Origin of the sequence: Streptomyces taklimakanensis, from assembly GCF_009709575.1 — a bacterium.
Lineage (GTDB): Bacteria > Actinomycetota > Actinomycetes > Streptomycetales > Streptomycetaceae > Streptomyces > Streptomyces taklimakanensis.
The window spans coordinates 1,752,323-1,775,615 of sequence record NZ_WIXO01000001.1; the positions used below are offsets into that span (position 1 = coordinate 1,752,323).

The following is a 23,293-nucleotide window of genomic DNA, read 5'->3' on the forward strand; positions in this document are numbered from 1 at the left end:
TGGGGCTCGTGGCACCCACCGCCTAGGGTGGGTTCCGACACGGGGGACGGGCCCACACCAGACCCGCAGGGGGCGGACGATGACCAACGGCAGCAGCACCGAGCACCCTCCCGGCCGCACCAGGCGGCGCTTCCCCGGGATCTCCTCCCGGGCCTACGAGCATCCGGCGGACCGCTCCGCGCTGGTGGCGCTCCGCCGGTTGAGCGGCTTCGACACCGTCTTCAAGGCGCTCAGCGGACTGCTGCCCGAGCGCAGCATGCGCCTGTTGTTCCTGTCCGACTCGGTGCGGGTGGACGACGAGCAGTTCACCCACCTGTACGCCATGCTGCGGGACGCCTGCTACATCCTGGACCTGGAGAAGGTCCCGCCGATGTACGTCACGCAGGACCCGAAGCCCAACGCCATGTGCATCGGCCTGGACGAGCCGATCATCGTGGTGACGACCGGGCTGGTGGAGCTGCTGGACGAGGAGGAGATGCGGGCGGTGATCGGCCACGAGGTCGGCCACGCCCTGTCCGGGCACGCGGTCTACCGCACGATCCTGCTGTTCCTGACGGGCCTGGCCGTGAAGGTGGCCTGGATCCCGCTGGGCAACATGGCGATCATGGCGATCGTGACGGCGCTGCGCGAGTGGTTCCGCAAGTCGGAGCTGTCGGCGGACCGGGCCGGTCTGCTGGTCGGGCAGGATCTCCAGGCGTCGATGCGCGGCCTGATGAAGATCGCCGGTGGCAACCACCTGCACGAGATGAACGTGGACGCGTTCCTGAAGCAGGCCGACGAGTACGAGTCCAGCGGTGATCTGCGCGACTCCGTACTGAAGATCCTCAACGTGCTGCCCCGCAGCCACCCCTTCACCACCGTGCGCGCCGCCGAGCTGCGCAGGTGGACGTCCGGCCGCGACTACCAGCGGATCATGGACGGGCACTACCCGCGCCGCGAGGACGACAAGGACACCTCGGTGTACGAGTCGTTCCGGCAGTCGGCGAACCACTACTCCGAGACGGTGCGCACCAGCAAGGACCCGCTCATGGGGCTGCTGCGGGACCTCACCGACGGCGCCGGCGACCTGGGCGGGAAGCTGCGCGACCGGTTCGCCGGGCGTACCGGCGCCGGCGACGGCACGGGCGACGGAAACGGCTCGAACGGCGGGGCGAGGAGCTCCGGGGACACCGCCGGCTGACGATCCGGGCCGGGGAGCCTCGGCGCCTCAGGGAGTGGGCAGGGCGCCGGGGTCCAGCGTTCCGCACACCGGCGCGCCGCCGTCGCGCGCGTACGGGTCGGTGTCGGCCGGGCGATCGTTCCCGGCGCGCTGTCCGGCCGTCAGGGGCACCAGCACGTCGTGGGGCCGGGCCGTGCACTCCATCGGGCCGGCCCGCACGGTGCTGCGCTCCACCGTGAGGTGGTGGTCGCGCAGGTCCTCGCGGTCGAAGCGCAGCAGCAGCTCGCGCCGCACCGTGAACAGCGAGGCACCGGCCCCCGCGTCCGTCCCGCCCTCGGCCGGCCGGACGGCGTAGACGAAGACGTGGTCGGTGTGGACCTCCAGGGCGGCGGCGTCCGTCTCCCGGTACTCCATCGTGCCGCGCACCCGCACCCCCTCCCCGGTCAACGCCGTTCGCTCCGGGTCGAAGCGCACCAACCAGCCGGTCGCCGCGTGGCGGCCGTCGTCGGCGGGCTCCCGCAGGCTGCGGTCGAACTGGGGGTGCTGGTCGGGGTCGAGCAGTATCCGCACCGGGCGCTCGGTGGATCCGGTGAGCACCTCGGGATTGACGGAACTCTCGACGAGGTACTCCTTGGCGACGGTCAGCGCGGCGAGCACCTGGCTCTCGGCGAAGTGGGCGGTGTCGCGGGCGGGCGGCAGCGACACCCCCGAGGCCCCGTCGTAGAACTCGGCGGCCGGGCTGTGCTCGAACAGCCTCTCCGGGGCTCCGCCGGGCACCTGGCCGCGCGGCGCGAGCGGAACCACCGTGCTGTGCATCACCTGGCGGCCGGGCGGCGGCTCGACGGGCTCCTGGGGGGCACGCGCCCCCAGATAGACGGCGGCGCCGAAGGCCATGACGATCAGCAGCGTCAGGACGAGGCCCTGCCACGGCAGCCCGCGCAGCGGGCCGGAGGGCAGGGCGCGGACCGGGTGCTCGTGGTCGGCCAACCGCTCCCTGGCGGAGAACTCCTGGAGGCGGGCAGCTCGGACGAACGACTCGTCGAAGACGGTGGAGCGGTACTCGTCGTCGGCACCCCCGGGGAAACCCTCGGGCGGTGGGTTCCCGTGCCCGGTCATACCGACAGGGTAGGTCGGTGGAAGCCATCCCAAACGCCTCGCGGCGCGATAATTCCGGGAAAACCCGACAGGCGTCCGCCGGGCGGCCCACCGAGGGCAGACCGAGGACGTGTACCGGGGCCCCGAAAGGCGGCGGTACGCGTCGGCCGGGACCGCCCCTAGGAGGTCGCGTAACGACCGGACAGGGAGAGCGGCGCCCCGGGCTGCCCGACCGACGGGACGTCCACCCCGGTGGTCGCGGGCGGCGGCTCGGGCTCCTGGTACCGCTGCCCGGAGGCGCTCCGGTGGACGGCGGCGAAGGCGAGCGCGACGATGCCGACGCCCATCACCACCGCCAGCACCCACGCGACCGGGCGCTGCCAACGGATGTGACCGCGGTAGGGGCGGGGGGCGACGCCGTGCCGGCCCTCGTCCTCCTCGGTGTAGGCGGCGTAGCCGACGTCCTCCGGGTACTCGGCGTCCGCCACGTACTCCACGTGGTCCAGCCGGTCGGCGAACTCCAGCCGCCCGTACCGGTACCGGCCGTGACGGTGCTCGTCCTCCTCCTCGCCCGGGCCGTACTCGGGAGCCTCGGCGTCCTCCCAGCGCGGCCCGTGACCGTACTGATCGTCGTACGCGAGCGCCGCCTCCGTCTCGGAGGGGGACTGGGCGGCGGCGAGGCCACGTTCGGCCGCGGTGGGCTCGTGGATCAACGCGGCCCTCACGAAGGACTCGTCGAAGATCACGGAGGCGAACACGTCGTCCGCCGCCGTGCGGTCGCGGTCGTCGGGCTCCTCGCCGCCGTCGGGCGGCCGGCCCCCCACATCCTCCGGCACGTGTCCAGCGTAGACCGGTCGGGGAAGTTTGGGCAGGGATAATCGCGATTCGTCTGGTCCGATCCCCACCGCGGACGGATCGTTCCGGACGGAGCCGCCCCCGCCCGGTCAGCTCCGCACGTGCCCCTCGCCCGTGACCACGTACTTCGTCGAGGTCAGCTCGGGCAGGCCCATCGGACCGCGGGCGTGCAGCTTCTGGGTGGAGATGCCGATCTCGGCGCCGAAACCGAACTGGCCGCCGTCGGTGAAGCGGGTGGAGGCGTTGACCATGACCGCGGTGGAGTCCACCAGCGACACGAAGCGGCGGGCCGCGGCGGTGTCGGCGGTGACGATGGCCTCGGTGTGACCGGAGGTCCAGCGGCGGATGTGGTCCACGGCGGCGTCCAGGGAGGGCACCACGGCGGCGGCGATGTCGTGGGAGAGGTACTCGGTGGCCCAGTCCTCCTCGTCGGCGGGCACCACCGTCACGCCCTCGGCCTCGCCCGCCTTCACCCACGCCTCGTCGCCGTGGACCGTCACGCCGGCCTTCTCCAGGGCGGCCAGGGCACGGGGCAGGAAGGCGTCGGCGATGCCGGTGTGCACCAGCACGGTCTCGGCGGCGTTGCAGACGCTGGGGCGCTGCGCCTTGGAGTTGACCAGGATCTCCACGGCCATGTCGAGGTCGGCGCGCTCGTCCACGTAGACGTGGCAGTTGCCGGTGCCGGTCTCGATGACCGGGACGGTGGACTCCTCGACCACCGTCTTGATCAGGGAGGCACCGCCGCGCGGGATCAGCACGTCCACCAGGCCGCGGGCGCGCATCAGCTCCCTGACGCTGTCACGGCTCTCGCCGGGCACCAGCTGGACGGCGTCGGCGGGCAGGCCGGCGGAGGACACCGCGTCGCGGAGCACCTCCACCAGGGCGGCGTTGGAGGCGTGGGCGGAGGACGACCCCCGCAACAGCACCGCGTTGCCGGACTTCAGGCAGAGCGCGGCGGCGTCCACGGTGACGTTGGGCCGGGCCTCGTAGACGATGCCGACCACGCCCAGCGGCACCCGCACCTGGCGAAGCTCCAGACCGTTGGGGAGCGTGGAACCGCGCACCACCTCGCCGACCGGGTCGGGCAGGGCCACCACGTCGCGCACGTCGGCGGCGATGGCGGCGATCCGCTCGGGGGTGAGGGTGAGCCGGTCGACGATTCCGTCCGGGGCGCCGGCGGCGCGGGCCTTGGCCACGTCCCCCGCGTTGGCCGCGACGATCTCGTCCGCGCGGGCCTCGAGCGCGTCGGCGACGGCGAGCAGCGCGCCGTCCCGTGCGGTGCGCGGCAGTGGGGCGAGCACGGCGGCCGCCTCCTTCGCGCGGCGGGCGGTGTCGATGACGGGCGAGGTCTGCGATGCGCTGCTCATGCCGCAAGCCTAGCCGGCCCGCGGAGGATGTACGCCGGAAAGTCCGCTTCGCGAGACGTGGGGGGCGGGTGGGACCGGGGAGGCTCGCGCCGCGCTCCGCGCCCCCCGCGACATCCCCCCGCGCGCCGCCGCCCCCGCGCGCCCGGCCCGTGAGGGCCCCGGAGCCGCCGTCGGGAGCGCCCCTCAGAAGGGGTGCACGCCCACCGGCACCGCGGGGTACGGGCCACAGCCCTCCGCCACCCGCCGGTGGTAGGTCTCGCGACCGATGACCTCCAACCCGACGATCTCCCAGGGCGGCAGCTTCGCCGAGGCCCGGTGCTCCCCCCACAGCCGCAGCGCCACGGCCGCCGCGTCGTGGAGGTCGCGGGCCTCCTCCCAGTACCGGATCTCGGCGTGGTCGTTGGCGTACCGGCCGGCCAGCAGGAACGGGTGGTCGTGGGCGAGCTGCTCCAGCCCCCTCCTGACGTCCCTGAGCGGGGCCTCCTCCCCGGAGACGCTGAGGGTGACGTGCCACATCCGCGACGCCTCGACACGGGGAGCCTCCGCCTCACTCCCGGGGCCGGCCCACGGGTCCCTCCCCGTGCCGCGCCGGGAGCGTTTCCCCTCGCTCCACCGGGGATGCCCCCTCCCCTCGCTTCGCTGGGGGTACCCCATGTCGACGCTGGTCAGTCGTCTCACCGGTGGCCTCCCGTGTGGTGCCGAACTCCGTGTGCCTGCGCCGCGGGCCGCCTCCCCGGGCGACCCCCCGCACAAGAGTTGACCAGTCCACGGGCCGCCGTGTGACGGTTTTCGGGAAGCTGTCCGCTGAAAGGCCGACCTCTCCCCGCCGTCTTCACCGGTCGCGCGCGGAGTGTTCGGCCGTCGGTTCCGCCGGTCGGCGACGCAGCAGGACCAGGTCGTCGCGGTGGACCACCTCGCGCTCGTACGCGGGGCCGAGCTCACGGGCGAGGTCGCGGGTGGAGCGGCCGATCAGACGGGGGATCTCGCGGGCGTCGAAGTTGACCAGCCCACGGGCGACCGCGCGGCCGGAGACGTCCTTCAACTCGACCGGGTCGCCCGCCGAGAAATCGCCCTCGACCCCCGCCAGGCCCGCCGGCAGCAGTGAGGTGCGCCGCTCGACCACGGCGCGCACCGCGCCCTCGTCCAGCACCAGCGCGCCGCGCGGTGTGGAGGCGTGGGCCAGCCACAGCAGCCGGCCGGCCGAGCGGCGTCCGGTGCGGTGGAAGTACGTGCCGACGGGCCGTCCGGCGAGCGCGTCGGCGGCCCGCGTGGCGGAGGTGAGCACCACGGGGACGCCGGCCGCGGCGGCGATGTCGGCCGCCTCGACCTTGGTGACCATGCCGCCGGTGCCGACCCCGGCCCGGCCCGCGCTGCCGATCTCCACGCCCGCCAGGTCGTCCGGCCCGCGCACCTCCCGGATGAGGGAGGTGCCGGGGGTGGTCGGGTCCCCGTCGTAGAGACCGTCCACGTCGGAGAGGAGGACCAGCAGGTCGGCACGGACGAGGTGGGCCACCAGCGCGGCCAGTCGGTCGTTGTCGCCGAACCGGATCTCGTCGGTCGCAACGGTGTCGTTCTCGTTGACGATCGGCACCGCGCCCATGGCCAGGAGCTGGTCGAGGGTGCGGTAGGCGTTGCGGTAGTGGGCGCGCCGACTGGTGTCGTCCGACGTCAGCAGCACCTGTCCGACGCGTCGTCCGTACCGGGCGAAGGAGGCCGTGTAGCGGGCCACCAACAGACCCTGGCCGACGCTGGCGGCGGCCTGCTGGCGGGCGAGGTCGCGGGGGCGGCGGTCCAACCCCAGCGGCGCGAGCCCGGCGGCGATGGCGCCGGAGGAGACCAGCACCAGCTCCTTGCCGCCTCCGCCGCTCCCGGCGGCCGCGGGGGCGGCCAGGTGTCGGGCGATCACGTCCACCAGCGCGTCCACCCGGTCCGCGTCCAGTCCGCCCGCGGCCGTGGTGAGCGAGGACGACCCGATCTTCACCACGATCCTGCGGGCGTCCCGTACGTCCGGCCGAAGATCCTGTTCTGCCGCTGCCACCTGCGCGTCCTCTGTGCGTGGTCCCTGTTGCCCGTCCGCGTCGCAATCTACGCGACCCCCGTCTCCGCCCGCCCACCCGTCCCGCCCGGCGGACGGCGGTGGGCGGTGGGCGGTGGGCCGGACGCGCCGCGTACGGGGCCGAGCGCACGGGCCCGTGCGTCGGACGTGTGACACCCCGTCGTCCGGCTACTCGTCACGCCTCCCCCACCGTGGCACTCCGAGCGGATAGAACAGGATGAAACAGAAATAAGCCACCGAAGTTCCCGGAATCCTTCCTTCCCGTCCCGCGTCGCGGTGGCCGTACGGGCGCTCCGGGCGCGGGTCGAACGCCGTGCGGCGGCACGGCTCCGGGAGGGCACCCCGACCGCTTCCCGTCCACCAGGAGCGTGACCCGCATGTTGTCTCCCTCGTTCACAGCGGTGAGGTTCTTTCGCACCACGTCCCGGCGGAAGGGAGCCGCTGTGTCGCCCCGCTCCGCCCGGATCCCTTCCCCCCTCCGGTCGCTTCCGCGACCACCGGCCGGACGGACGCCTCCGGCGACCCCCTCCCGGCTGCGGGCCCTGCCGGGACCGGTCCTGCTGCTCGCGGCGTTCGCCACCCAGCTCGTCGGCGCCCTGTACCAGGTGCCGTCGCTGTTCGTCGCCGGTTCCGTGGTCGGGCTCGCCCTCGACACGCACCTCGTCGGCAGACAACCACGCGTGGCGTCCCTGTTGGCCAGGACCCGCTTCGACATCACCGCCCGCCAGCTCCTCCGCGACCTGCTGCTCGTCGTCGGGCTGCTCGGGGCACCGGAGGTGTCGGAATCGACCGAACGACTGCTGGTGACGGCGCTGTTGGCCTGCTATCTGCTGCACTTCTGCTGCCAGGCGCTCGCACTGCTGGTCCGACGCACCCGCACCCTCCCGGTGGTCACCCGCAACATCGACGCCTCCGAGCTGGGTCTGTCCCCCGCTCCGCCGCGTCTGCTGGCCCGCCAGCCCAGCCGCCGCCTGCTGTGCCTGTCGGTGCCCGTCACGGCCGGGCTGCTGGCCACCACCGTCCTCGGGGACGCGCTGTGGGGCCTGCTGGGCGTGGGCGCCGCGCTGGTCACGGTCCTGGTCGGCACCATGGTGCTCGCCCGCCGGCTGTTGCCCGGTAGGCGGCCCGCGGACGAGCGGCAGGCCCTGGAGTGGCTGGACCGCTGGTTGGCGGAGTACCGGCCGACCGTGGCGATGTACTTCTCCGGCGGCACCGCCTCCGCCTACCAGGCGAACATGTGGCTGTCCACGCTGGCCGCGCCGGCCGTGTCGGGCGCCAGGCCGCTGATCGTGCTCCGCGAGCGGTTCATGGTGCAGCGGATCGACGCGACCGACGTGCCGATCGTGTGCGTGCCGAAGGTCGCCCACCTGATGCGCCTGGAACACTCCCCCCTGAAGGTGATGCTGCACCCGTCCAACTCGGGCAAGACCTCCCAGGTGCTGCGCATCCCCACGATCAAACACGCCTTCATCAACCACGGCGAGAGCGACAAGCTCTCCAGCTGCAACCCCTACGCCAAGGCGTACGACGAGGTGTGGGTGGCCGGTCCGGCCGCCCGGGAGCGCTACCGGCTCGCCGACATCGGCGTCGAGGACCGGGACGTGGTGGAGGTCGGCCGCCCCCAGCTCGCGCCGATCCGTCCCCACGCCGGGCCGCCCGCGCCGGACTCCCCCCTCACGGTGCTCTACGCCCCCACCTGGGAGGGCTGGACCGATGATCCGGGCAACACCTCGATCGTCCTGGCCGGCGAGAACATCGTCCGGGCGCTGCTGGCGGATCCGGGGGTGCGGCTGCTGTACAAGCCGCACCCGATGACCGGTTCGGTGGACCCCCGCGCGGCCCTGGCCGACGAACGGATCCGGCAGTTGGTCGACGAGGCCAACGCCCGGCGCTCCGGGCCGCGTCCCGGCCCGGAGGCCGCCGCCCGGTTGGAGCGCCGCACCGCCGAGCTGGACGAGTTGACCACCACGGCGTTCCGGGCGAGCGCGGACGAGGCGGAACGGATGCTGGTCCAGTCCGCGCCGCGGGAGGACCGGGCGGCCGCCGTGGCGGCCGCGACGGCGGCCTGGGAGGAGGCCTACTGGGCGGCGCACCCCGAGTGGGAGCACCTGGTGGTCACCGGGCACCGGCCCGCCCTCTACTCCTGCTTCAACCGGGCACACCTGCTGATCAGCGATGTCTCCAGCGTGGTGTCGGACTGGCTGAGCAGCGAGAAGCCGTACGCGGTGACCAACACCACCGACCTGTCGGAGGAGGAGTTCAGGGCCGGCTTCCCGACGGTGCGGGCGGCCGTGGTGCTCACGCCCGACGCGGCGGGCGTCCCGGCCCTGCTGGACTCCGTGCGGGACCCGTCGAAGGACGCCCTGGCGCACGACCGCGCCGAACTGAAGACGCACCTGCTGGGCCCGGCCGACCCGCCGTCGATCGTTCGCTTCGGTCGTGCGGTCGCGGAGTTGTGCGCCAGGTCGGACGAGCGCCGGGCCCGGATGGCGGCGGAGGCCGGCCCGCGCGGACAGGGGGCACGGGAGGAACCGGAGCGGTCCGGGGTCCCGGAAGCGGTGGGCGAGCAGGAGCAGGAGCAGGCGGTCGACGGCTCGGCGGAGGACACGGTCACCGCGTGAGATCCGGCCGGGCACCGGCGCGGAGGACGTCCGGAAGGCGTGGTGGCCTGGGCCCGTCGGACCCCGGCCACCACGCCTTCCGTCCGTGCGTCCGTCTCCCCGGGGTCAGGGGTGGCGCAGCCGCCAGCCCGCCCAGGCGGACTCGATCATCTCCTCGACACCGTGCCGGGCCGACCAGCCCAGCTCCGCGCGGATCCGGTCGGCCGAGGCCACCACCCGCGCCGGATCCCCGGGACGGCGGTCGTGGACCTCGGGGCGCGTGTCCTCGTGGCCGGTGGTCTTGCAGATGCGCTCCACCATGTCCCGGACCGAGACGCCCTCGCCCCGTCCGATGTTCAGCACCAGGGAGAGGGGCCCGTCGGACGCGTCCTCCCCCGCCGCCTCCGTCAGCCTGCGGGCGGCGGCCAGGTGCGCGGAGGCGATGTCCCGGACGTGGACGAAGTCCCGCACGCAGGTGCCGTCCGGCGTGTCGTAGTCGTCCCCGAAGATCCGGGGCGCCCCACCCGCCTCCAACCGCTCGAAGACCATCGGCACGAGGTTGGACACCCCGGTGTCGCCGAGTTCGGGCGTGGCGGCACCGGCCACGTTGAAGTAGCGCAGCGACACGTTGCCGATGCCGTGCGCCGCACCGGCCGCCTTCACCATCCACTCGCCCGCCAGCTTGGTCTCCCCGTAGGGGTTGACCGGGGCGCACGGGGTGTCCTCCGTGACGAGGTCCACGTCGGGCATGCCGTAGACGGCGGCCGAGGAGGAGAAGACGAGGCGGCGCACGCCCGCGTCCGCGACCGCCTCCAGCAGGGTCTGGAGACCGGTCACGTTCTCCCGGTAGTAGTGCAGGGGGCGGGCCACGGACTCCGGCACCTGCTTCTTGGCGGCGATGTGGACGACGCCGGTCACCCCGTGGTCGCGGATCGCCGCGTCCAGTGCCGCCCGGTCCAGGACGGTGCCTCTGACCAGGGGCACGTCCTGCGGGACCCGGGCCGCGTCACCGGTCGACAGGTCGTCGTAGACCACGACCCGCTGCCCGTCGGCCGCCATCGCCCGGACGACGTGAGCCCCGATGTACCCGGCTCCGCCTGTCACCATCCACGTCATGTGCGCATCTCCCGGTCTGCCGTCCTCCCGTCCGCGGCCCCCTCCGGGCGGCGGCACGCGGCCCGGACGGGTGGGCCGTGCGGTCGGCGGCCCGGCACCGGGGACGGTGGCGGGCAGCGACCCGGTGGGTGGCTGGCGAGATATCATGTCACGCCACGTTCCGGGAGACCGAAACGCTCCGATCGGCGGCTCCACCCGTCACAATCGGATAACACGCCTCGAACACGCGACAACTGTTCACTTCAGCTTGTCGTCTCTGTTAGGCGACAGTTCACCGAGAGCACCCCCCGAGGGTGTGATCCGCTCCAAAGGGGAAGTTTTGCCGCGCTTCACGCTCGTGGTGCCCGCCTTCAAGGTGCAGGGTTACCTGCCGGCCTGCATGGACTCGATCCTGGAGCAGGACTTCGGCGACTTCGAGGTCGTGGCGGTCGACGACTGCTCACCGGACGCATCGGGGGAGATCCTCGACCGGTACGCCGCCCGGGACGACCGGGTCCGCGTCCTGCACCTGCCCCGGAACGTGGGACTCGGCCGCGCCCGCAACGCCGGTCTGGAGCAGGCGCGCGGCGACTACGTGCTGTTCCTCGACAGCGACGACACCCTCACCCCCGGCTCCCTGGCCGCCGTCGCCGAGCGGATCGACGCCACGGGCGACCCCGACGTCGTGATCTACGACTACGCCCGCACCTACTGGGACGGTCGGGTGCTGCGCAACCAGCGCGCCGACCTGCTGAGCGAGAGCGGCCCCGCCGTCTTCTCCCTGGAACAGCGCCCCGAACTGCTCGACCTCCTCCAGATCGTCTGGAACAAGGCCTACCGCCGGGACTTCGTCGAGGAGCACGGCTTCCGGTTCCCCCCCGGCTACTACGAGGACGCCCCCTGGACGTTCTGCTCGCTGATCACGGCCAAGCGCATCGCCGTGCTGGACCGAATATGCGTGCACTACCGGCAGCGGCGGCAGGGCGGCAACATCCTGCGCACGGTCAGCCGCAAGCACTTCGACGTCTTCGACCAGTACGAGCGGATCTTCTCCTACGTCGACGAGCACCCCGAGCTCGACCACTGGCGGCCCCACCTGTTCCGCAAGATGGTCGACCACTACATCACCATCCTCGACCGCCCGGGACGGCTGCCCCAGTCGGCCCGGTCCGAGTTCTTCCGTCGGGCCACGGCGGACTACCGCCGCCGGAAGCCGGAGGGCTTCGTCCGTCCGGGCGGCAGACGCGGCCAGAAGTACCGCCTGATCGCGCTCGGCAGCTACCCGGCGCTGGCCGGGTTCAAGGTGGCGGGCCGCACCCGGGCCGCCCTGGGCCGGCGCGGACGCCGGCACGTGCAGGGCGCCAAGCGCCAGGTCAAGAACGCGCACTACCGCGCGCAACTGCGGCTGCCCCTGGACGAGAAGCTGGCCGTCTTCTCCGCCTACTGGAGCCGGTCCCACTCCTGCAACCCCGCCGCGATCGACGCCGAACTGGCCCGCCTGGCGCCCGACGTCCGCAGGCTGTGGGTGATCCGGGCCGGGGACGCCCACAAGGTTCCCGCGGGCGTGGAGAAGGTCCTGCTGGGCTCACGCGAGTACTGGACGGCCATGGCCCGCGCGAAGTACCTGGTGAACAACGTCAACTTCGGCGACTCCGTGGTCAAGCGCGAGGGTCAGGTGCACGTCCAGACCCACCACGGCACCCCGCTGAAGTCGATGGGTCTGGACCAGCGCGACTACCCCGGCTCCGCGCACGGCATGGACTTCGAGAAGCTGCTGGCCCGCTGTGACCGCTGGGACTACAGCATCTCCTCCAACCGCCACTCCACCGCCGTCTGGGAGCGGGTCTACCCCTGCTCCTACACCTCCCTGGAGACCGGCTACCCGCGCAACGACGTTCTGGTCAACGCCACCGCCCGGGAGGTGGCGGCCGCCCGCCGCGAGCTGGGGCTGGCCGACGGCACCACCGCCGTCCTCTACACCCCCACCCACCGCGAGTACGAGTCGTCCTTCGTGCCGCGCCTGGACCTGGCGCGGTTCGCGGAGCAGTTGGGGCCCGACACCACCCTGCTGGTGCGCGGCCACTACTTCTACGACCCCTCCTCCCGGACGGCCGCGCTGCGCGAGGACGGCCGGATCGTCGACGTCTCCGCGCACCCGGTGGTGGAGAAGCTCTACCTCGCCGCGGACGCGCTGGTGACCGACTACTCGTCGGCCATGTTCGACTACGCCAACCTGGACCGCCCGATCGTGATCTACGCCCCCGACTGGGAGATCTACAAGGTGGTCCGCGGCACCTACTTCGACCTGCCGGCGGAGCCACCCGGACCGGTGGCCGGCACCCAGGACGAACTGGCGGAGATCCTGACCTCGGGGGCCTGGAACGACGGCGAGTCCGCCCGTCTGCGCACCGCCTTCCGGGCGCGTTTCTGCGACTTCGACGACGGCCGCGCCGCGGAAAGAGTGGTGCGTCACGTCTTCCTGGGCGAGGACCTCGCCGACCTCCCCCCTATCGTTCCCCTGAGCGAGCGTCGCACGGCACCCACTCCCGCCCAGGCCGTAGCTTCGGTCGAAACGGTCTGAACCGAAAGGAAACACCGCGCACCATGGCTCCGCGGCTCAGCGTCATCGTCCCCATCTACAACGTGGAGGAGTATCTTCCGGCCTGTCTCGACTCCCTGGCCGAACAGACCCTGAAGGACATCGAGGTCGTCATGGTGGACGACGGCTCCCCTGACGGCTCGGCCGCCATCGCGGCGCAGTACGCAGAGCGCGACCCTCGCTTCCGACTCGTCCGCAAGGAGAACGCCGGTCTCGGAGCCGCCCGCAACACGGGCATCGAGAACATATCGCCCGAATCCGAGTTCCTGACCTTCATCGACAGCGACGACCTGATACCGCCGGACGCCTACCGGCTGATGGTCACCAGCCTCGACGAGACCGGCTCGGACTTCGCCACCGGCAACGTCCTCCACATCAAGGGCGAGCGCACCTGGCAGGTGCCGCTGCTGAAGATGCTGGCCGGCCAGGCCCGCCGGCGCACCCACATATCGAAGTACCCCAAGCTGGTCGCCGACCGCATCGCCTGCAACAAGGTCTTCCGCCGCTCCTTCTGGGAGAAGCACGGCTTCTCCTTCCCCGAGGGCGTGCTGTACGAGGACAGCCCCGTCGTCCTCCCCGCCCACTACATCGCCGAGGCCGTCGACATCATCGGCGAGCCCGTCTACTACTGGCGGCAGCGCGAGGGGGGCCGGGGCGCCCCGTCGATCACCCAGCGGCGCACCGAGGTCAAGTCCGTCCGCGACCGCGTCGCCGCGGTCCGGGCCGTCAGCGACTTCCTCGCCAGGCAGGACGGTCCCGAGTTCGCCCGCTACAAGCGGGAGTACGACCACCGGGCCCTCACCGACGACCTGCGGCTCTTCCTCAACGTGCTCCCGGACGGCGACGAGGAGTACCGCGCCGCCTTCCTCGACGTGACCAACCGCTACCTCGACACCATCGACCCCAAGGTCCTGTCGGCCCTGCCGGTCCAACTGCGGGTGCAGTGGCTGCTGGTGCGCAAGCGGGCCCTGCCGGAGCTGATCGACCTGCTGGCGGCCCAGCGTCGGCGCGAACCCGTCGAGGTCAGCGGCCTCGTCCGCAAGTACGCCGGCTTCAAGGCGCTGGAGGACAGCTCCCTGAAGCTGCCGAAGCGGGCGCTGCGCATCGACCCCGACCTCGTCCTCAAGGCTCCGCTGCGGGAGATCTCCTGGCAGGACGGCAAGCTCGTCCTCCTCGGCGACGCCTACATCGAGAAGATCGACCTGCCCACCCGCCGCAGCTCGGTGAAGTTCATCCAGTTCAAGAAGGACGGCTCGCGCCGCCGTCTGGTGTTCCCGGCGAAGAACCTCCACCGCCCGGAGTGCACCACCGACTCCGGCCAGAAGCTCCACAACTACGACTGGGCCGGCTGGACGTACACGCTCGACCCCGCCAAGTTCCGCAGGGGCGGCGAGTGGGACGAGGGCGTCTGGCACGTCGGCATGCGGGTCATCAGCTCCGGTCTGATGCGCAAGCGCGGTGTCCAGACCGTGGGCGCCGCGGCGGCCAACTACCCGCCGTACCACTGGCTCGACGACGACCACCGGCTGGTGCCGTTCGTCGAGCGCGCCGCGTTGAAGCTGCGCCTGGAGAAGGTGCGCGCCCTGGTCACCGAGCGCCGCCTGGTCGGCGAGTCGCTCGAGATCGGCGGCGAGATCCGCGAGGCGCTCGCCGAGGGCGAGGCGGTCCGGCTGCGGGTGACCAACCGCAGGAGCGGCGAGGTCCTGGAGTACCCCGTCACGTTGGAGGCCGCCACCGGCGGCAGGAGGCCCTTCACGGTCCGCGTGCCCGTCGGCGACATCGCCCTGATCGCCGGCGAGGGGGTCCAGGACAAGACCCGCTCGGCGAAGCGCGACTGGAGCACCGTCCTCGTCGCCGAGACCGCGGACGGTCGGGAGCGCCGTTTCAGCACGGTCGTCCGGGAGGGCCTTCCCGACGCCCGTTTCCCGCTGCCCGAGTCGCTGGGCGAGGAGGCCCGGCACCGGGAGGTCGCCGTCCTGGCCGGACACACCGGTTACCTGAAGTTCTCCGGACGTGCGACGCGCGCGGTGATCACCGACGTGGCGCTGAAGGACGGGAAGATCACGGTCGGCGGGTACACCGACCCCCGGCTGACCGGCGCGTCGTTCGTCCTCAGGGCCAACAACCGCTTCGAGGAGCGGACCGTCCCGGTGGAGTGGCGGGAGGACGGCTCGTTCGAGTTCGGCTTCGACCCCTCCACCATGGGGAACCCCGCCGGCACCGTGCCGCTCAAGGCCGGCCGCTGGAACCTCTACCTCCGACCGGAGGGCGAGGAGGCCAGGGACGCCTCGTTCGTCATCGACCGTCTCGCCGCCGACCGCTTCCCGCTCAAGGCCCACCTGGGCGGGCGCCACTACTGGTTCGAGGCACGCTGGGGCGACTTCCCGCAGCTCAACTGCCGCTCCGGGCTGACCGACATGGAACGCGGCCCGTACCGGCAGGCGCAACTGCGGCGCGAGGTGTACGAGCCGAGCCGTCACAAGCCGCTGCGCGACGCCGTGTTCTACCTCAGCTACAACGGCAAGCAGTTCTCCGACAGCCCCCGCGCCATGTACGAGGAACTGGCCGGACGCGACCTGGAGCTGGAACACCTGTGGGCGGTCCGGGACGACCAGGTCGTCCTGCCGCCGGAGCTCAAGCCGGTGCGCATGTGGGGCACCGAGTGGTTCGAGGCGCTGGCGACCTGCCGCTACATCGTGACCAACGCCCACCTGCCGGAGTGGGTGGAGCGGCGGCCTGGCCAGGTGATCGTGCAGACGTGGCACGGCACCATGCTGAAGAAGATCGGCCACGACATCGAGACGCTCCACTTCGACCGCGAGTACCAGAACCGGATCGCGATGGAGGCGAAGAACTGGAGCCTGGTCGTCTCCTCCAACCGCTTCAGCACACCGATCCTGAAGCGGGCGTTCTCCTTCGACGGGGAGATCCTGGAGGCGGGTTACCCCCGCAACGACTACCTCTACTCGCCCGACCGCGACGAGATCGCCCGGCGGACGCGGGAGAAGCTCGGCCTGCCGGAGGGCAAGAAGGTCGTGCTGTACGCCCCGACCTGGCGCGACGACCTCTCCCACGGCGCCGGCCAGTACAAGTTCGACCTGCGCGTGGACCTGGAGGACGCCCGGCGCCGCCTGGGCGACGACCACGTCCTGTTGGTCCGACGCCACTCCAACGTGGTGGACGCCGTCCCGGGCGCGGGGAACGGGTTCGTCTGGGACGTCTCGGAGTACCCGGACATCGCGGACCTGTACCTGGCGGCCGACATCATGATCACCGACTACTCCTCGGTGATGTTCGACTACGCCCACCTCAAGCGTCCCATGCTCTTCTTCACGTACGACCTGGAGCACTACCGGGACACCCTGCGCGGGTTCTACTTCGACTTCGAGAAGGACTCCCCCGGACCGCTGATCCGCACCTCCGAGGAGCTGGTCACCGCCATCCGGAACGTCGACGAGGTCATGAGGGAGTACAAGGAGCGGTACGACCGCTTCCACCACCTCTTCTGCGACCTGGACGACGGTCACGCCTCGAAGCGCGTGGTGGACCGGATGCTGGAGAAGGCCGAGGAGGACCGCTGAGTCGGGGAGCGCCAGCCGGATGACACCCCGCGGGGGGTGTGAGACGACGAGGAGGGAGCCGCGCCACCGGGCGCGGCTCCCTCCTCGTTCTCCTCGTTCCCCCGGGCCCTCGGGCCGACGGTCACGCCGTCACTCGAACGGGTCGAAGCCCTCGTACGCGCGCAGGGTCTCGTCGCGCTCGGCCTCGCGGTCGCGACGTCGCTGGGCGGCCGGGCGGGGGGTGTCCAGACGGTGGTCCTCCCCGCGACGACCGAGCATCTCCGCGCCCGCCGCCATCGACGGCTCCCAGTCGAAGACGACCGCGTTGTCCTCAGGGCCGATGGCGACGCCGTCACCCTCGCGGGCACCGGCCTTCATCAACTCCTCCTCGACGCCGAGGCGGTTGAGCCGGTCGGCGAGGTAGCCGACGGCCTCGTCGTTGTTGAAGTCGGTCTGACGCACCCAGCGTTCCGGCTTCTCGCCGCGCACACGGAAGAAGCCGTCGTCCTCCCTGGTGACCGTGAAGCCCGCGTCGTCCACGGCCTGGGGGCGGATGACGATGCGGGTCGCCTCCTCCTTCGGCTTGGCCGCGCGCGCCTCGTCCACGATCCGCGCCAGGGCGTAGGAGAGCTCCTTGAGTCCCCTGTGGCTGACGGCCGACACCTCGAAGACCGGATAGCCGCGTGCCTCCAGCTCGGGGCGGATGATGTCGGCGAGGTCCTGCCCGTCGGGGATGTCCACCTTGTTGAGGACCACGACCCGGGGACGGCCGTCCAGACCGCCGTACTGGGCCAGTTCGGCCTCGATGACGTCGAGGTCGGTCACGGGGTCACGTTCGGTCTCCAGCGTGGCGCAGTCCAGCACGTGCACCAGGACCTCGCAGCGCTCGACGTGGCGCAGGAACTCCAGGCCCAGACCCTTGCCCTGGCTGGCGCCGGGGATCAGGCCGGGGACGTCGGCGATGGTGTAGACGGTCGAGCCGGCCGTCACCACGCCCAGGTTGGGCACCAGGGTGGTGAAGGGGTAGTCGGCGATCTTCGGCTTGGCGGCGGAGAGGACGGAGATCAGCGACGACTTGCCGGCCGACGGGTAGCCGACGAGCGCCACGTCCGCCACCGTCTTCAGCTCCAGGACGATGTCGCGGGTCTCCCCCGGCTCGCCCAGCAGCGCGAAGCCCGGTGCCTTGCGGCGGGCCGAGGCCAGCGCGGCGTTGCCCAGTCCGCCGCGGCCACCGCGGCCGGCGACGAAGGTGGTGCCGTGCCCGACGAGGTCGGCCAGGACGTTGCCCCGCGTGTCGAGGACGACGGTGCCGTCCGGGACGGGCAGCACCAGATCCCTGCCGTCGGCGCCCGAGCGGTTGCCGCCCTCACCGGGCTTGCCGTTGGTCGCCCGGCGGTGCGGGGTGTGGTGGTACTCCAGCAGGGTGGTCACGGACTGGTCGACGACGAGGACCACGTCGCCGCCGCGACCGCCGTTGCCGCCGTCCGGGCCGCCCAGCGGCTTGAACTTCTCCCGGTGCACGGAGGCACAGCCGTGTCCTCCGTTACCCGCGGCGACGTGGAGCTCGACGCGGTCCACGAAGGTGGTCATGAGGGGTGCCTCCAGAGCTGGTGGTCGGGGGTTTCGGGGTGCGGGGCCGACGCGTCAGCGCGGCCCCTGGCTCGCGCGCCCGGGACGCGGGGGCGTCGTTCCGAGTGCGCTCACCGGTACAACGGGTACAACGCGCCGAGGGCGGAACCGCTTCCCCGTCCGTACGCACGTGGCGCGTACGGACGGGAGGCGGTCCGCCCTCGGAAGGTGGTGCTGCGGTCGTGCCGTAGCCGGTGGTTACTCGGCGACCGGGACGACGTTCACGACCTTGCGGCCGCGGGAGGTGCCGAACTGCACCGCACCGGCGGCCAGCGCGAACAGGGTGTCGTCACCGCCGCGCCCCACACCGGCACCCGGGTGGAAGTGGGTGCCGCGCTGGCGGACCAGGATCTCGCCCGCGTTCACGACCTGACCGCCGAAGCGCTTCACGCCGAGCCGCTGGGCGTTGGAGTCGCGACCGTTCCGAGTGGACGATGCGCCCTTCTTGTGTGCCATCTCTCCTCAGTCCCTTACTTCGTCGCCGGGGCGTCGATGCCGGTGATCTTCAGCGCGGTGTGCAGCTGGCGGTGACCGATCCGCTTGCGGTAGCCGGTCTTGTTCTTGTACTTCATGATGTCGATCTTGGCACCCTTGTGGTGGTCCACGACCTCGGCGTGGACCTTCACACCGGCCAGGACCCACGGGTCGCTGGTGACCGCGTCGCCATCGACGATGAGCAGGGTCGAGAGCTCGACGCTGTCGCCGACCTTGCTGGTGGAGATGCGGTCAACTTCAATGACGTCTCCGACGGACACCTTCTGCTGGCGGCCGCCGGTGCGCACGATCGCGTACACGCGGAACTCTCTCTCGCTCGTGGGTGGGACACCTGATGCCAGCCGCTCGCCACGGGCCGGGGCCCGTGCTGATCCGAGTGGATTGAGCGGCCTCTCCTCGCGCTCGCGCGACACCTCGCGGAGTGCGTGGAGGTAGTTGCTCAGGAGCCTGACGTGTCCATCGACACGCCGACGGTCAAGGTTACGGGGCCCGAAGTCGAGGGTCAAACCGGGTCCCGGGCGCCGGCGAGGCGCCCGGAACCCGGTCCCGTCACTCCTCGGCCGGAGAGGAGACGGACGGCGACGCCTGCTGCTCCGCCGCGGACGTCTTCCCGGCCGTCGACTTCCGGGCGGTGGTCTTCTTGGCCGCCGCCTTCTTCGTCGTGCTCTTCTCCGCCGCGCTCTTCTTCGTGGCGGTCTTCTTGGCCGCCGTCTTCTTCGTGGCGGTCTTCTTGGCCGCGGCCTTCTTCGTGGCGGTCTTCTTCGCCGCCGTCTTCTTGGCCGTCTTGCGGGCCGTCTTCTTCGCCGGCTCGGCCTCCGCTTCGGGAGCCGTCTCGGGAGCCGCCTCGGAGACCGGCTCCACGGCGGGCTCGGTGATCTCGGCGGCCTCCGGGGAGCCGGCCGGAGCGGCCGCCCGACGCACCACACGGCGACGGGGACGGGACGAGGGAGCGGGCTCCTCCGCCTTCACCGCGCCCCCGGCGGCCTCGGCGGCCCCTTCGGAGACCTCGGCGGCCTCCTCCGGCGCCTCGGCGGCCTCGGCCTCCTGGGACGCCGGGACGACCGTCACCGCCGCCTCCACCTCGGCAGCCGCCTTCGGCGGACCCGCCGGAGCCGACACCTTCCGCACCGCGCGACGGCGGGTGCGCGGTCGCGGCTGTGCCGCCTCCGCGGCGGCCGGTGTCTCCTCGGCGGTCTCGACGGACCGCTCGGCCTCGACGGTCCCCTCGGCGGCCTCGGCGGCCTCCTCCGGCGCCTCGGCGGCCTCGGCCTCCTGGGACGCCGGGACGACCGTCACCGCCGCCTCCACCTCGGCAGCCGCCTTCGGCGGACCCGCCGGAGCCGACACCTTCCGCACCGCGCGACGGCGCCTGCGGCCGCGCCGGGCGGCCTCCTCGGCCTCGGCCGCGCTGCTGTACAGCTCCTCGTCCGGGACGAACTCCGGCTCGGGCAGCGCGGTGGGTTCGGCGGTCTCCGCCGCGATCTCGGCGGCCGTCTCGGCGGCCTCGGCGACGGGCGCCTCCGAGTCCTCGACGGCCTCGACGACCTCCTCGACGGGCGCCTCCGGGGCCTTGGTCGCCTGCTGAGCGGCCTTGCCCTTCTTCCTGCCGCGCTTGCCGCCGCCACCGCCGCCGCCCTGGGACTGCACCTGGTCCATGTGGACGATCAGTCCCCGGCCGTTGCAGTGCACACAGGTCTCGGAGAACGACTCCAGCAGTCCCTGGCCGACGCGCTTGCGCGTCATCTGGACCAGACCCAGCGAGGTGACCTCGGCGACCTGGTGCTTGGTGCGGTCCCGGCCCAGACACTCCAGCAGGCGCCGCATCACCAGGTCCCGGTTGGACTCCAGCACCATGTCGATGAAGTCGATGACGATGATGCCGCCGAGGTCGCGCAGCCGCAGTTGGCGCACGATCTCCTCGGCCGCCTCCAGGTTGTTCCTGGTGACCGTCTCCTCCAGGTTGCCGCCCTGGCCGGTGAACTTCCCGGTGTTGACGTCGATCACGACCATCGCCTCGGTACGGTCGATGACCAGCGATCCGCCGCTGGGCAGCCAGACCTTGCGGTCCAGCGCCTTCATCAACTGCTCGTCGATCCGGTAGGTGGCGAAGACGTCGACCTCGGAGGTCCACTTCTGCAGCCGGTCGGCCAGATCGGGCGCGACGTGCGAGACGTATCCGTGGATCGTCTCCCACGCCTGGTCGCCGCTGACGACGACCTTGGAGAAGTCCTCGTTGAAGATGTCGCGGACGACCCGGACGGTCATGTCCGGCTCGCCGTAGAGCAGCGTCGGGGCGCCGCCCTTGCGGGCCTTCTTCTGGATGTCCTCCCACTGCGCCTGGAGCCGCTCGACGTCCCGGCGCAGCTCCTCCTCGCTGGCGCCCTCGGCGGCGGTGCGCACGATGACGCCCGCGTCCTCGGGGACGATCCGCTTGAGGATCTGCTTCAGCCGGGCCCGCTCGGTGTCCGGCAGCTTGCGGCTGATGCCGGTCATCGAGCCCTCGGGCACGTAGACCAGGTAACGGCCGGGAAGGGAGACCTGGCTGGTCAGCCGGGCGCCCTTGTGACCGATCGGGTCCTTGGTGACCTGCACCAGGACGGACTGGCCGGACTTCAGCGCGGTCTCGATCCGGCGCGGACCGCCGGAGAGGCCCAGCGCCTCGAAGTTGACCTCACCGGCGTACAGGACGGCGTTGCGTCCCTTACCGATGTCGACGAAGGCCGCCTCCATCGACGGCAGGACGTTCTGGACCTTGCCCAGGTAGACGTTGCCGACGTAGCTGGTCGCCTGCTCCTTGTTGACGAAGTGCTCGACGAGGACGCCGTCCTCCAGCACGCCGATCTGGGTGCGCTCACCGCTCTGGCGGACGACCATGACCCGCTCGACGGCCTCGCGACGGGCGAGGAACTCGGCCTCGGTGATGATCGGGACGCGGCGGCGGCCCTGCTCACGGCCCTCGCGGCGGCGCTGCTTCTTGGCCTCCAGACGGGTGGAGCCCTTGATGGACTGCACGCCATCGGCGCTCTCGGAGGGCTCGTCCTTCTTCTTCCGGGGCTCGCGGATCTTGACGACCGTGCGCTCCGGGTCGTCCGGCGCGACGTCGGCGGCCACGACCTCGGATTCTCCGCTGCGGCGGCGACGCCGGCGGCGACGGCGCGAACTGCTGCTGGAAGGGCCGGTCGCCTGCTCGTCGGCGGCGTTCCGCTCCTCGTCGGCGGACGCCTGCTCGTCGCTCCGGTCGTCCTCGTCGGCGGACGCGGCCTTGGTGTCGCGGGTGTCGCGGTCGTCGCGGTCCTCGCGGTCCCCGTCGCCGTTCCCGGCGTCCTCGGCGAACTCCGCCTCCCCGCCCCTGCGGCGGCGGCGACCACCACGGCGGCGGCGGCGCGACGGGCGGTCCTCGAAGCCCTCCTCGGAGTCCGTCCGGGCGTCCGCCTCCTCGTCGTCCTCGCCGGTGTCGGCGGCGGTGTCGGCGGCGGTGTCGGCCTCGCCGCCGCCCCGCTCGTCCCGCTCGGTGTTCCCGTCCCGTTCGGCGGGCTCGCCACCGCGGCGGCGACGGCGACGGCGACGTGCCGTGGCGGTGGACTCGGAGCGGTCCTCACGCCCGCCGTCCTCGACGTCGTACTCGTCCTCGTCCGACTCGTCGGGCCCCTCGGCGGCGGACTCGGCAGCGGCGGCGGCCGCTGCGGTCTCGGGGGTCTGGAAGACCGGCTCGGCGAAGACGGGGGGCTGGAACAGTGCGGTCGAGGCCACCGGCGGCCTCTTCCGGGCCCGCTTCGGGGACTCCTCCGTCCGGGGCTCCTCCGTCCGGGGCTCCTCAGCGTCCGCGGCGGGCGTCGTGGTCCGCGAAGGCCGCTCGGAGCGCTCGTTCCCCGCGGTCCGCTTCCGTCCGGCGGCCCGGGGTGCCTCGGCGGGCTCGTCGGCCGCGGGGGCGTCGACCGGGGGCTCCCGGTCCGTCTCCTTCGCGGCGGTCTTGCGGGTGCGGCGCCGGGTGCGGGCGGGGGCCGGGCTCTCCTCGACGGCCGAGACGGCCTCCTGTCCGGTCGCCTCCCCGGTCGCCTCCTCCGCCGGCTCCTCCGCCGACGACTGCGCCGGGCCCGCCGGGGCGGTCGCCCGGCGAGTCGCACGGCGGCGGGGACGCGCGGGCGTCTCCTCCGCGGGCTTCTCCGCACCGGCGGAAGAGGGCTCCATCTCCGTCGCCGTCTCCGTCGCCCGCTCCGCGGCGTCGCTCCCCGAGTCGGTCGCCACCGCCTCGGCAGGCTCCGGCGGCCCTGCCGGAGCGGTCGCCCGGCGCGTGGCGCGACGGCGGGTGCGGGCGGCCGGAGCGGCCGGTCGCTCCTCGGCGTCGCCGGTGTCCTCGGCGGACTCCGGTGCGGACCGCCCCTCGGTCCGCGGTGGAGCGGTGTCCGTCTCCGCGGTGGCCGTGGCAGGAGCCGCGGTCACGACCTCGGGCTCCACACTGGTGACCGCGGGCGGCCCCGCCGGGCGGGACACGGCGCGGCGCCGGCGGCGTGGCGCCGGCGAGTCGCCGGGGCCGCCGTGCTCGGTGGCCTCCCCGTTCGGAGCGGGGGACGTGCTGTCGATGTTCTCCGCGGCGGTGGACTCCGCGGACTCGGTGGGTTCGCGCATGCGGGCGGTTCTCCCGTCACGCTCCCGGGCGCCGCGCCTCGTCCGGTCGGGCTCCGCGTGATGTCGCGGGCCGCTGTCCGGGGCGCGGGCGCCGCACGGGAGCTTGTCGTCTCGCTCGCCGGTTCCGGGCCATCCGGCTCGGCTACGACGAAAGTCT

General features: G+C 72.5%; 14 protein-coding genes. 4 read left to right on the plus strand and 10 right to left on the minus strand.

Going from position 1 to position 23,293, the window contains the following annotated elements:
- Nucleotides 1-79: 79 nt before the first annotated feature.
- Nucleotides 80-1,180 (plus strand): M48 family metallopeptidase, encoded by a 1,101-nt coding sequence (locus F0L17_RS07765; RefSeq protein WP_155070490.1) that lies wholly within the window; start codon nt 80-82, stop codon nt 1,178-1,180.
- Nucleotides 1,181-1,207: 27 nt separating this feature from the next.
- On the opposite strand, the gene F0L17_RS07770 is transcribed toward F0L17_RS07765, so the two are convergent.
- The 5 genes from F0L17_RS07770 to proB all read right to left on the minus strand — a co-directional run bounded on the left by F0L17_RS07770 (nt 1,208) and on the right by proB (nt 6,514).
- Nucleotides 1,208-2,275: an SCO2583 family membrane protein gene (locus F0L17_RS07770; RefSeq protein WP_155070491.1), complete on the minus strand. Its 1,068-nt coding sequence runs from the start codon at nt 2,273-2,275 to the stop codon at nt 1,208-1,210.
- 158 nt (nt 2,276-2,433) lie between these two features.
- Nucleotides 2,434-3,090, minus strand: coding sequence for an SCO2584 family spore wall biosynthesis protein (locus F0L17_RS07775; protein WP_162465937.1), 657 nt, complete (start codon nt 3,088-3,090; stop codon nt 2,434-2,436).
- A 108-nt stretch (nt 3,091-3,198) separates the two neighbouring features.
- Nucleotides 3,199-4,476, minus strand: a complete 1,278-nt coding sequence (locus F0L17_RS07780; protein WP_155070492.1) for a glutamate-5-semialdehyde dehydrogenase — start codon at nt 4,474-4,476, stop codon at nt 3,199-3,201.
- A gap of 183 nt (nt 4,477-4,659) precedes the next feature.
- Nucleotides 4,660-5,229 (minus strand): hypothetical protein, encoded by a 570-nt coding sequence (locus tag F0L17_RS07785; protein WP_420802397.1) that lies wholly within the window; start codon nt 5,227-5,229, stop codon nt 4,660-4,662.
- A gap of 79 nt (nt 5,230-5,308) precedes the next feature.
- A complete protein-coding gene (gene proB / locus F0L17_RS07790) occupies nt 5,309-6,514 on the minus strand; it encodes a glutamate 5-kinase (protein WP_162465938.1) in 1,206 nt (401 codons plus the stop codon).
- A gap of 482 nt (nt 6,515-6,996) precedes the next feature.
- Here proB and F0L17_RS07795 point away from each other — a divergent pair, with 482 nt between their 5' ends.
- Nucleotides 6,997-9,153, plus strand: coding sequence for a hypothetical protein (locus tag F0L17_RS07795; RefSeq protein WP_420802464.1), 2,157 nt, complete (start codon nt 6,997-6,999; stop codon nt 9,151-9,153).
- Between the two features lie 105 nt (nt 9,154-9,258).
- Here F0L17_RS07795 and galE read toward each other — a convergent pair whose 3' ends face one another.
- A complete protein-coding gene (gene galE, locus F0L17_RS07800; RefSeq protein WP_155070494.1) occupies nt 9,259-10,248 on the minus strand; it encodes a UDP-glucose 4-epimerase GalE in 990 nt (329 codons plus the stop codon).
- Nucleotides 10,249-10,567: 319 nt separating this feature from the next.
- On the opposite strand from galE, the gene F0L17_RS07805 reads away from it, so the two are divergent.
- Together F0L17_RS07805 and F0L17_RS07810 are read left to right on the plus strand one after the other, a co-directional pair.
- Nucleotides 10,568-12,808 (plus strand): bifunctional glycosyltransferase/CDP-glycerol:glycerophosphate glycerophosphotransferase, encoded by a 2,241-nt coding sequence (locus F0L17_RS07805; protein WP_155070495.1) that lies wholly within the window; start codon nt 10,568-10,570, stop codon nt 12,806-12,808.
- Between the two features lie 23 nt (nt 12,809-12,831).
- Nucleotides 12,832-16,407 (plus strand): bifunctional glycosyltransferase/CDP-glycerol:glycerophosphate glycerophosphotransferase, encoded by a 3,576-nt coding sequence (locus F0L17_RS07810; RefSeq protein WP_155070496.1) that lies wholly within the window; start codon nt 12,832-12,834, stop codon nt 16,405-16,407.
- A gap of 129 nt (nt 16,408-16,536) precedes the next feature.
- Here F0L17_RS07810 and obgE read toward each other — a convergent pair whose 3' ends face one another.
- The 4 genes from obgE to F0L17_RS07830 form a co-directional block, all read right to left on the minus strand.
- Complete coding sequence (obgE, locus tag F0L17_RS07815) at nt 16,537-17,976, minus strand: GTPase ObgE (protein ID WP_155070497.1); 1,440 nt, start codon at nt 17,974-17,976, stop codon at nt 16,537-16,539.
- A 237-nt stretch (nt 17,977-18,213) separates the two neighbouring features.
- Nucleotides 18,214-18,471, minus strand: coding sequence for a 50S ribosomal protein L27 (gene rpmA / locus F0L17_RS07820; protein ID WP_155070498.1), 258 nt, complete (start codon nt 18,469-18,471; stop codon nt 18,214-18,216).
- 14 nt (nt 18,472-18,485) lie between these two features.
- The gene (rplU, locus tag F0L17_RS07825; protein WP_093654483.1) at nt 18,486-18,809 is read right to left on the minus strand and encodes a 50S ribosomal protein L21; all 324 of its coding nucleotides are present in this window, start codon (nt 18,807-18,809) and stop codon (nt 18,486-18,488) included.
- Between the two features lie 250 nt (nt 18,810-19,059).
- On the minus strand, nt 19,060-23,136 hold the full coding sequence (locus F0L17_RS07830) for a ribonuclease E/G (protein ID WP_155070499.1): 4,077 nt from the start codon (nt 23,134-23,136) through the stop codon (nt 19,060-19,062).
- Between the last annotated feature and the right edge of the window lie 157 nt (nt 23,137-23,293).

Coding starts and splice junctions, on each gene's coding strand:
- galE (WP_155070494.1), bottom strand. CDS start 10,248: ATGACGTGGATGGTGACAGGCGGAGCCGGGTACATCGGGGCTCACGTC.
- F0L17_RS07830 (WP_155070499.1), bottom strand. CDS start 23,136: ATGCGCGAACCCACCGAGTCCGCGGAGTCCACCGCCGCGGAGAACATC.
- F0L17_RS07765 (WP_155070490.1), top strand. CDS start 80: ATGACCAACGGCAGCAGCACCGAGCACCCTCCCGGCCGCACCAGGCGG.
- F0L17_RS07770 (WP_155070491.1), bottom strand. CDS start 2,275: ATGACCGGGCACGGGAACCCACCGCCCGAGGGTTTCCCCGGGGGTGCC.
- rpmA (WP_155070498.1), bottom strand. CDS start 18,471: ATGGCACACAAGAAGGGCGCATCGTCCACTCGGAACGGTCGCGACTCC.
- obgE (WP_155070497.1), bottom strand. CDS start 17,976: ATGACCACCTTCGTGGACCGCGTCGAGCTCCACGTCGCCGCGGGTAAC.
- F0L17_RS07780 (WP_155070492.1), bottom strand. CDS start 4,476: ATGAGCAGCGCATCGCAGACCTCGCCCGTCATCGACACCGCCCGCCGC.
- F0L17_RS07810 (WP_155070496.1), top strand. CDS start 12,832: ATGGCTCCGCGGCTCAGCGTCATCGTCCCCATCTACAACGTGGAGGAG.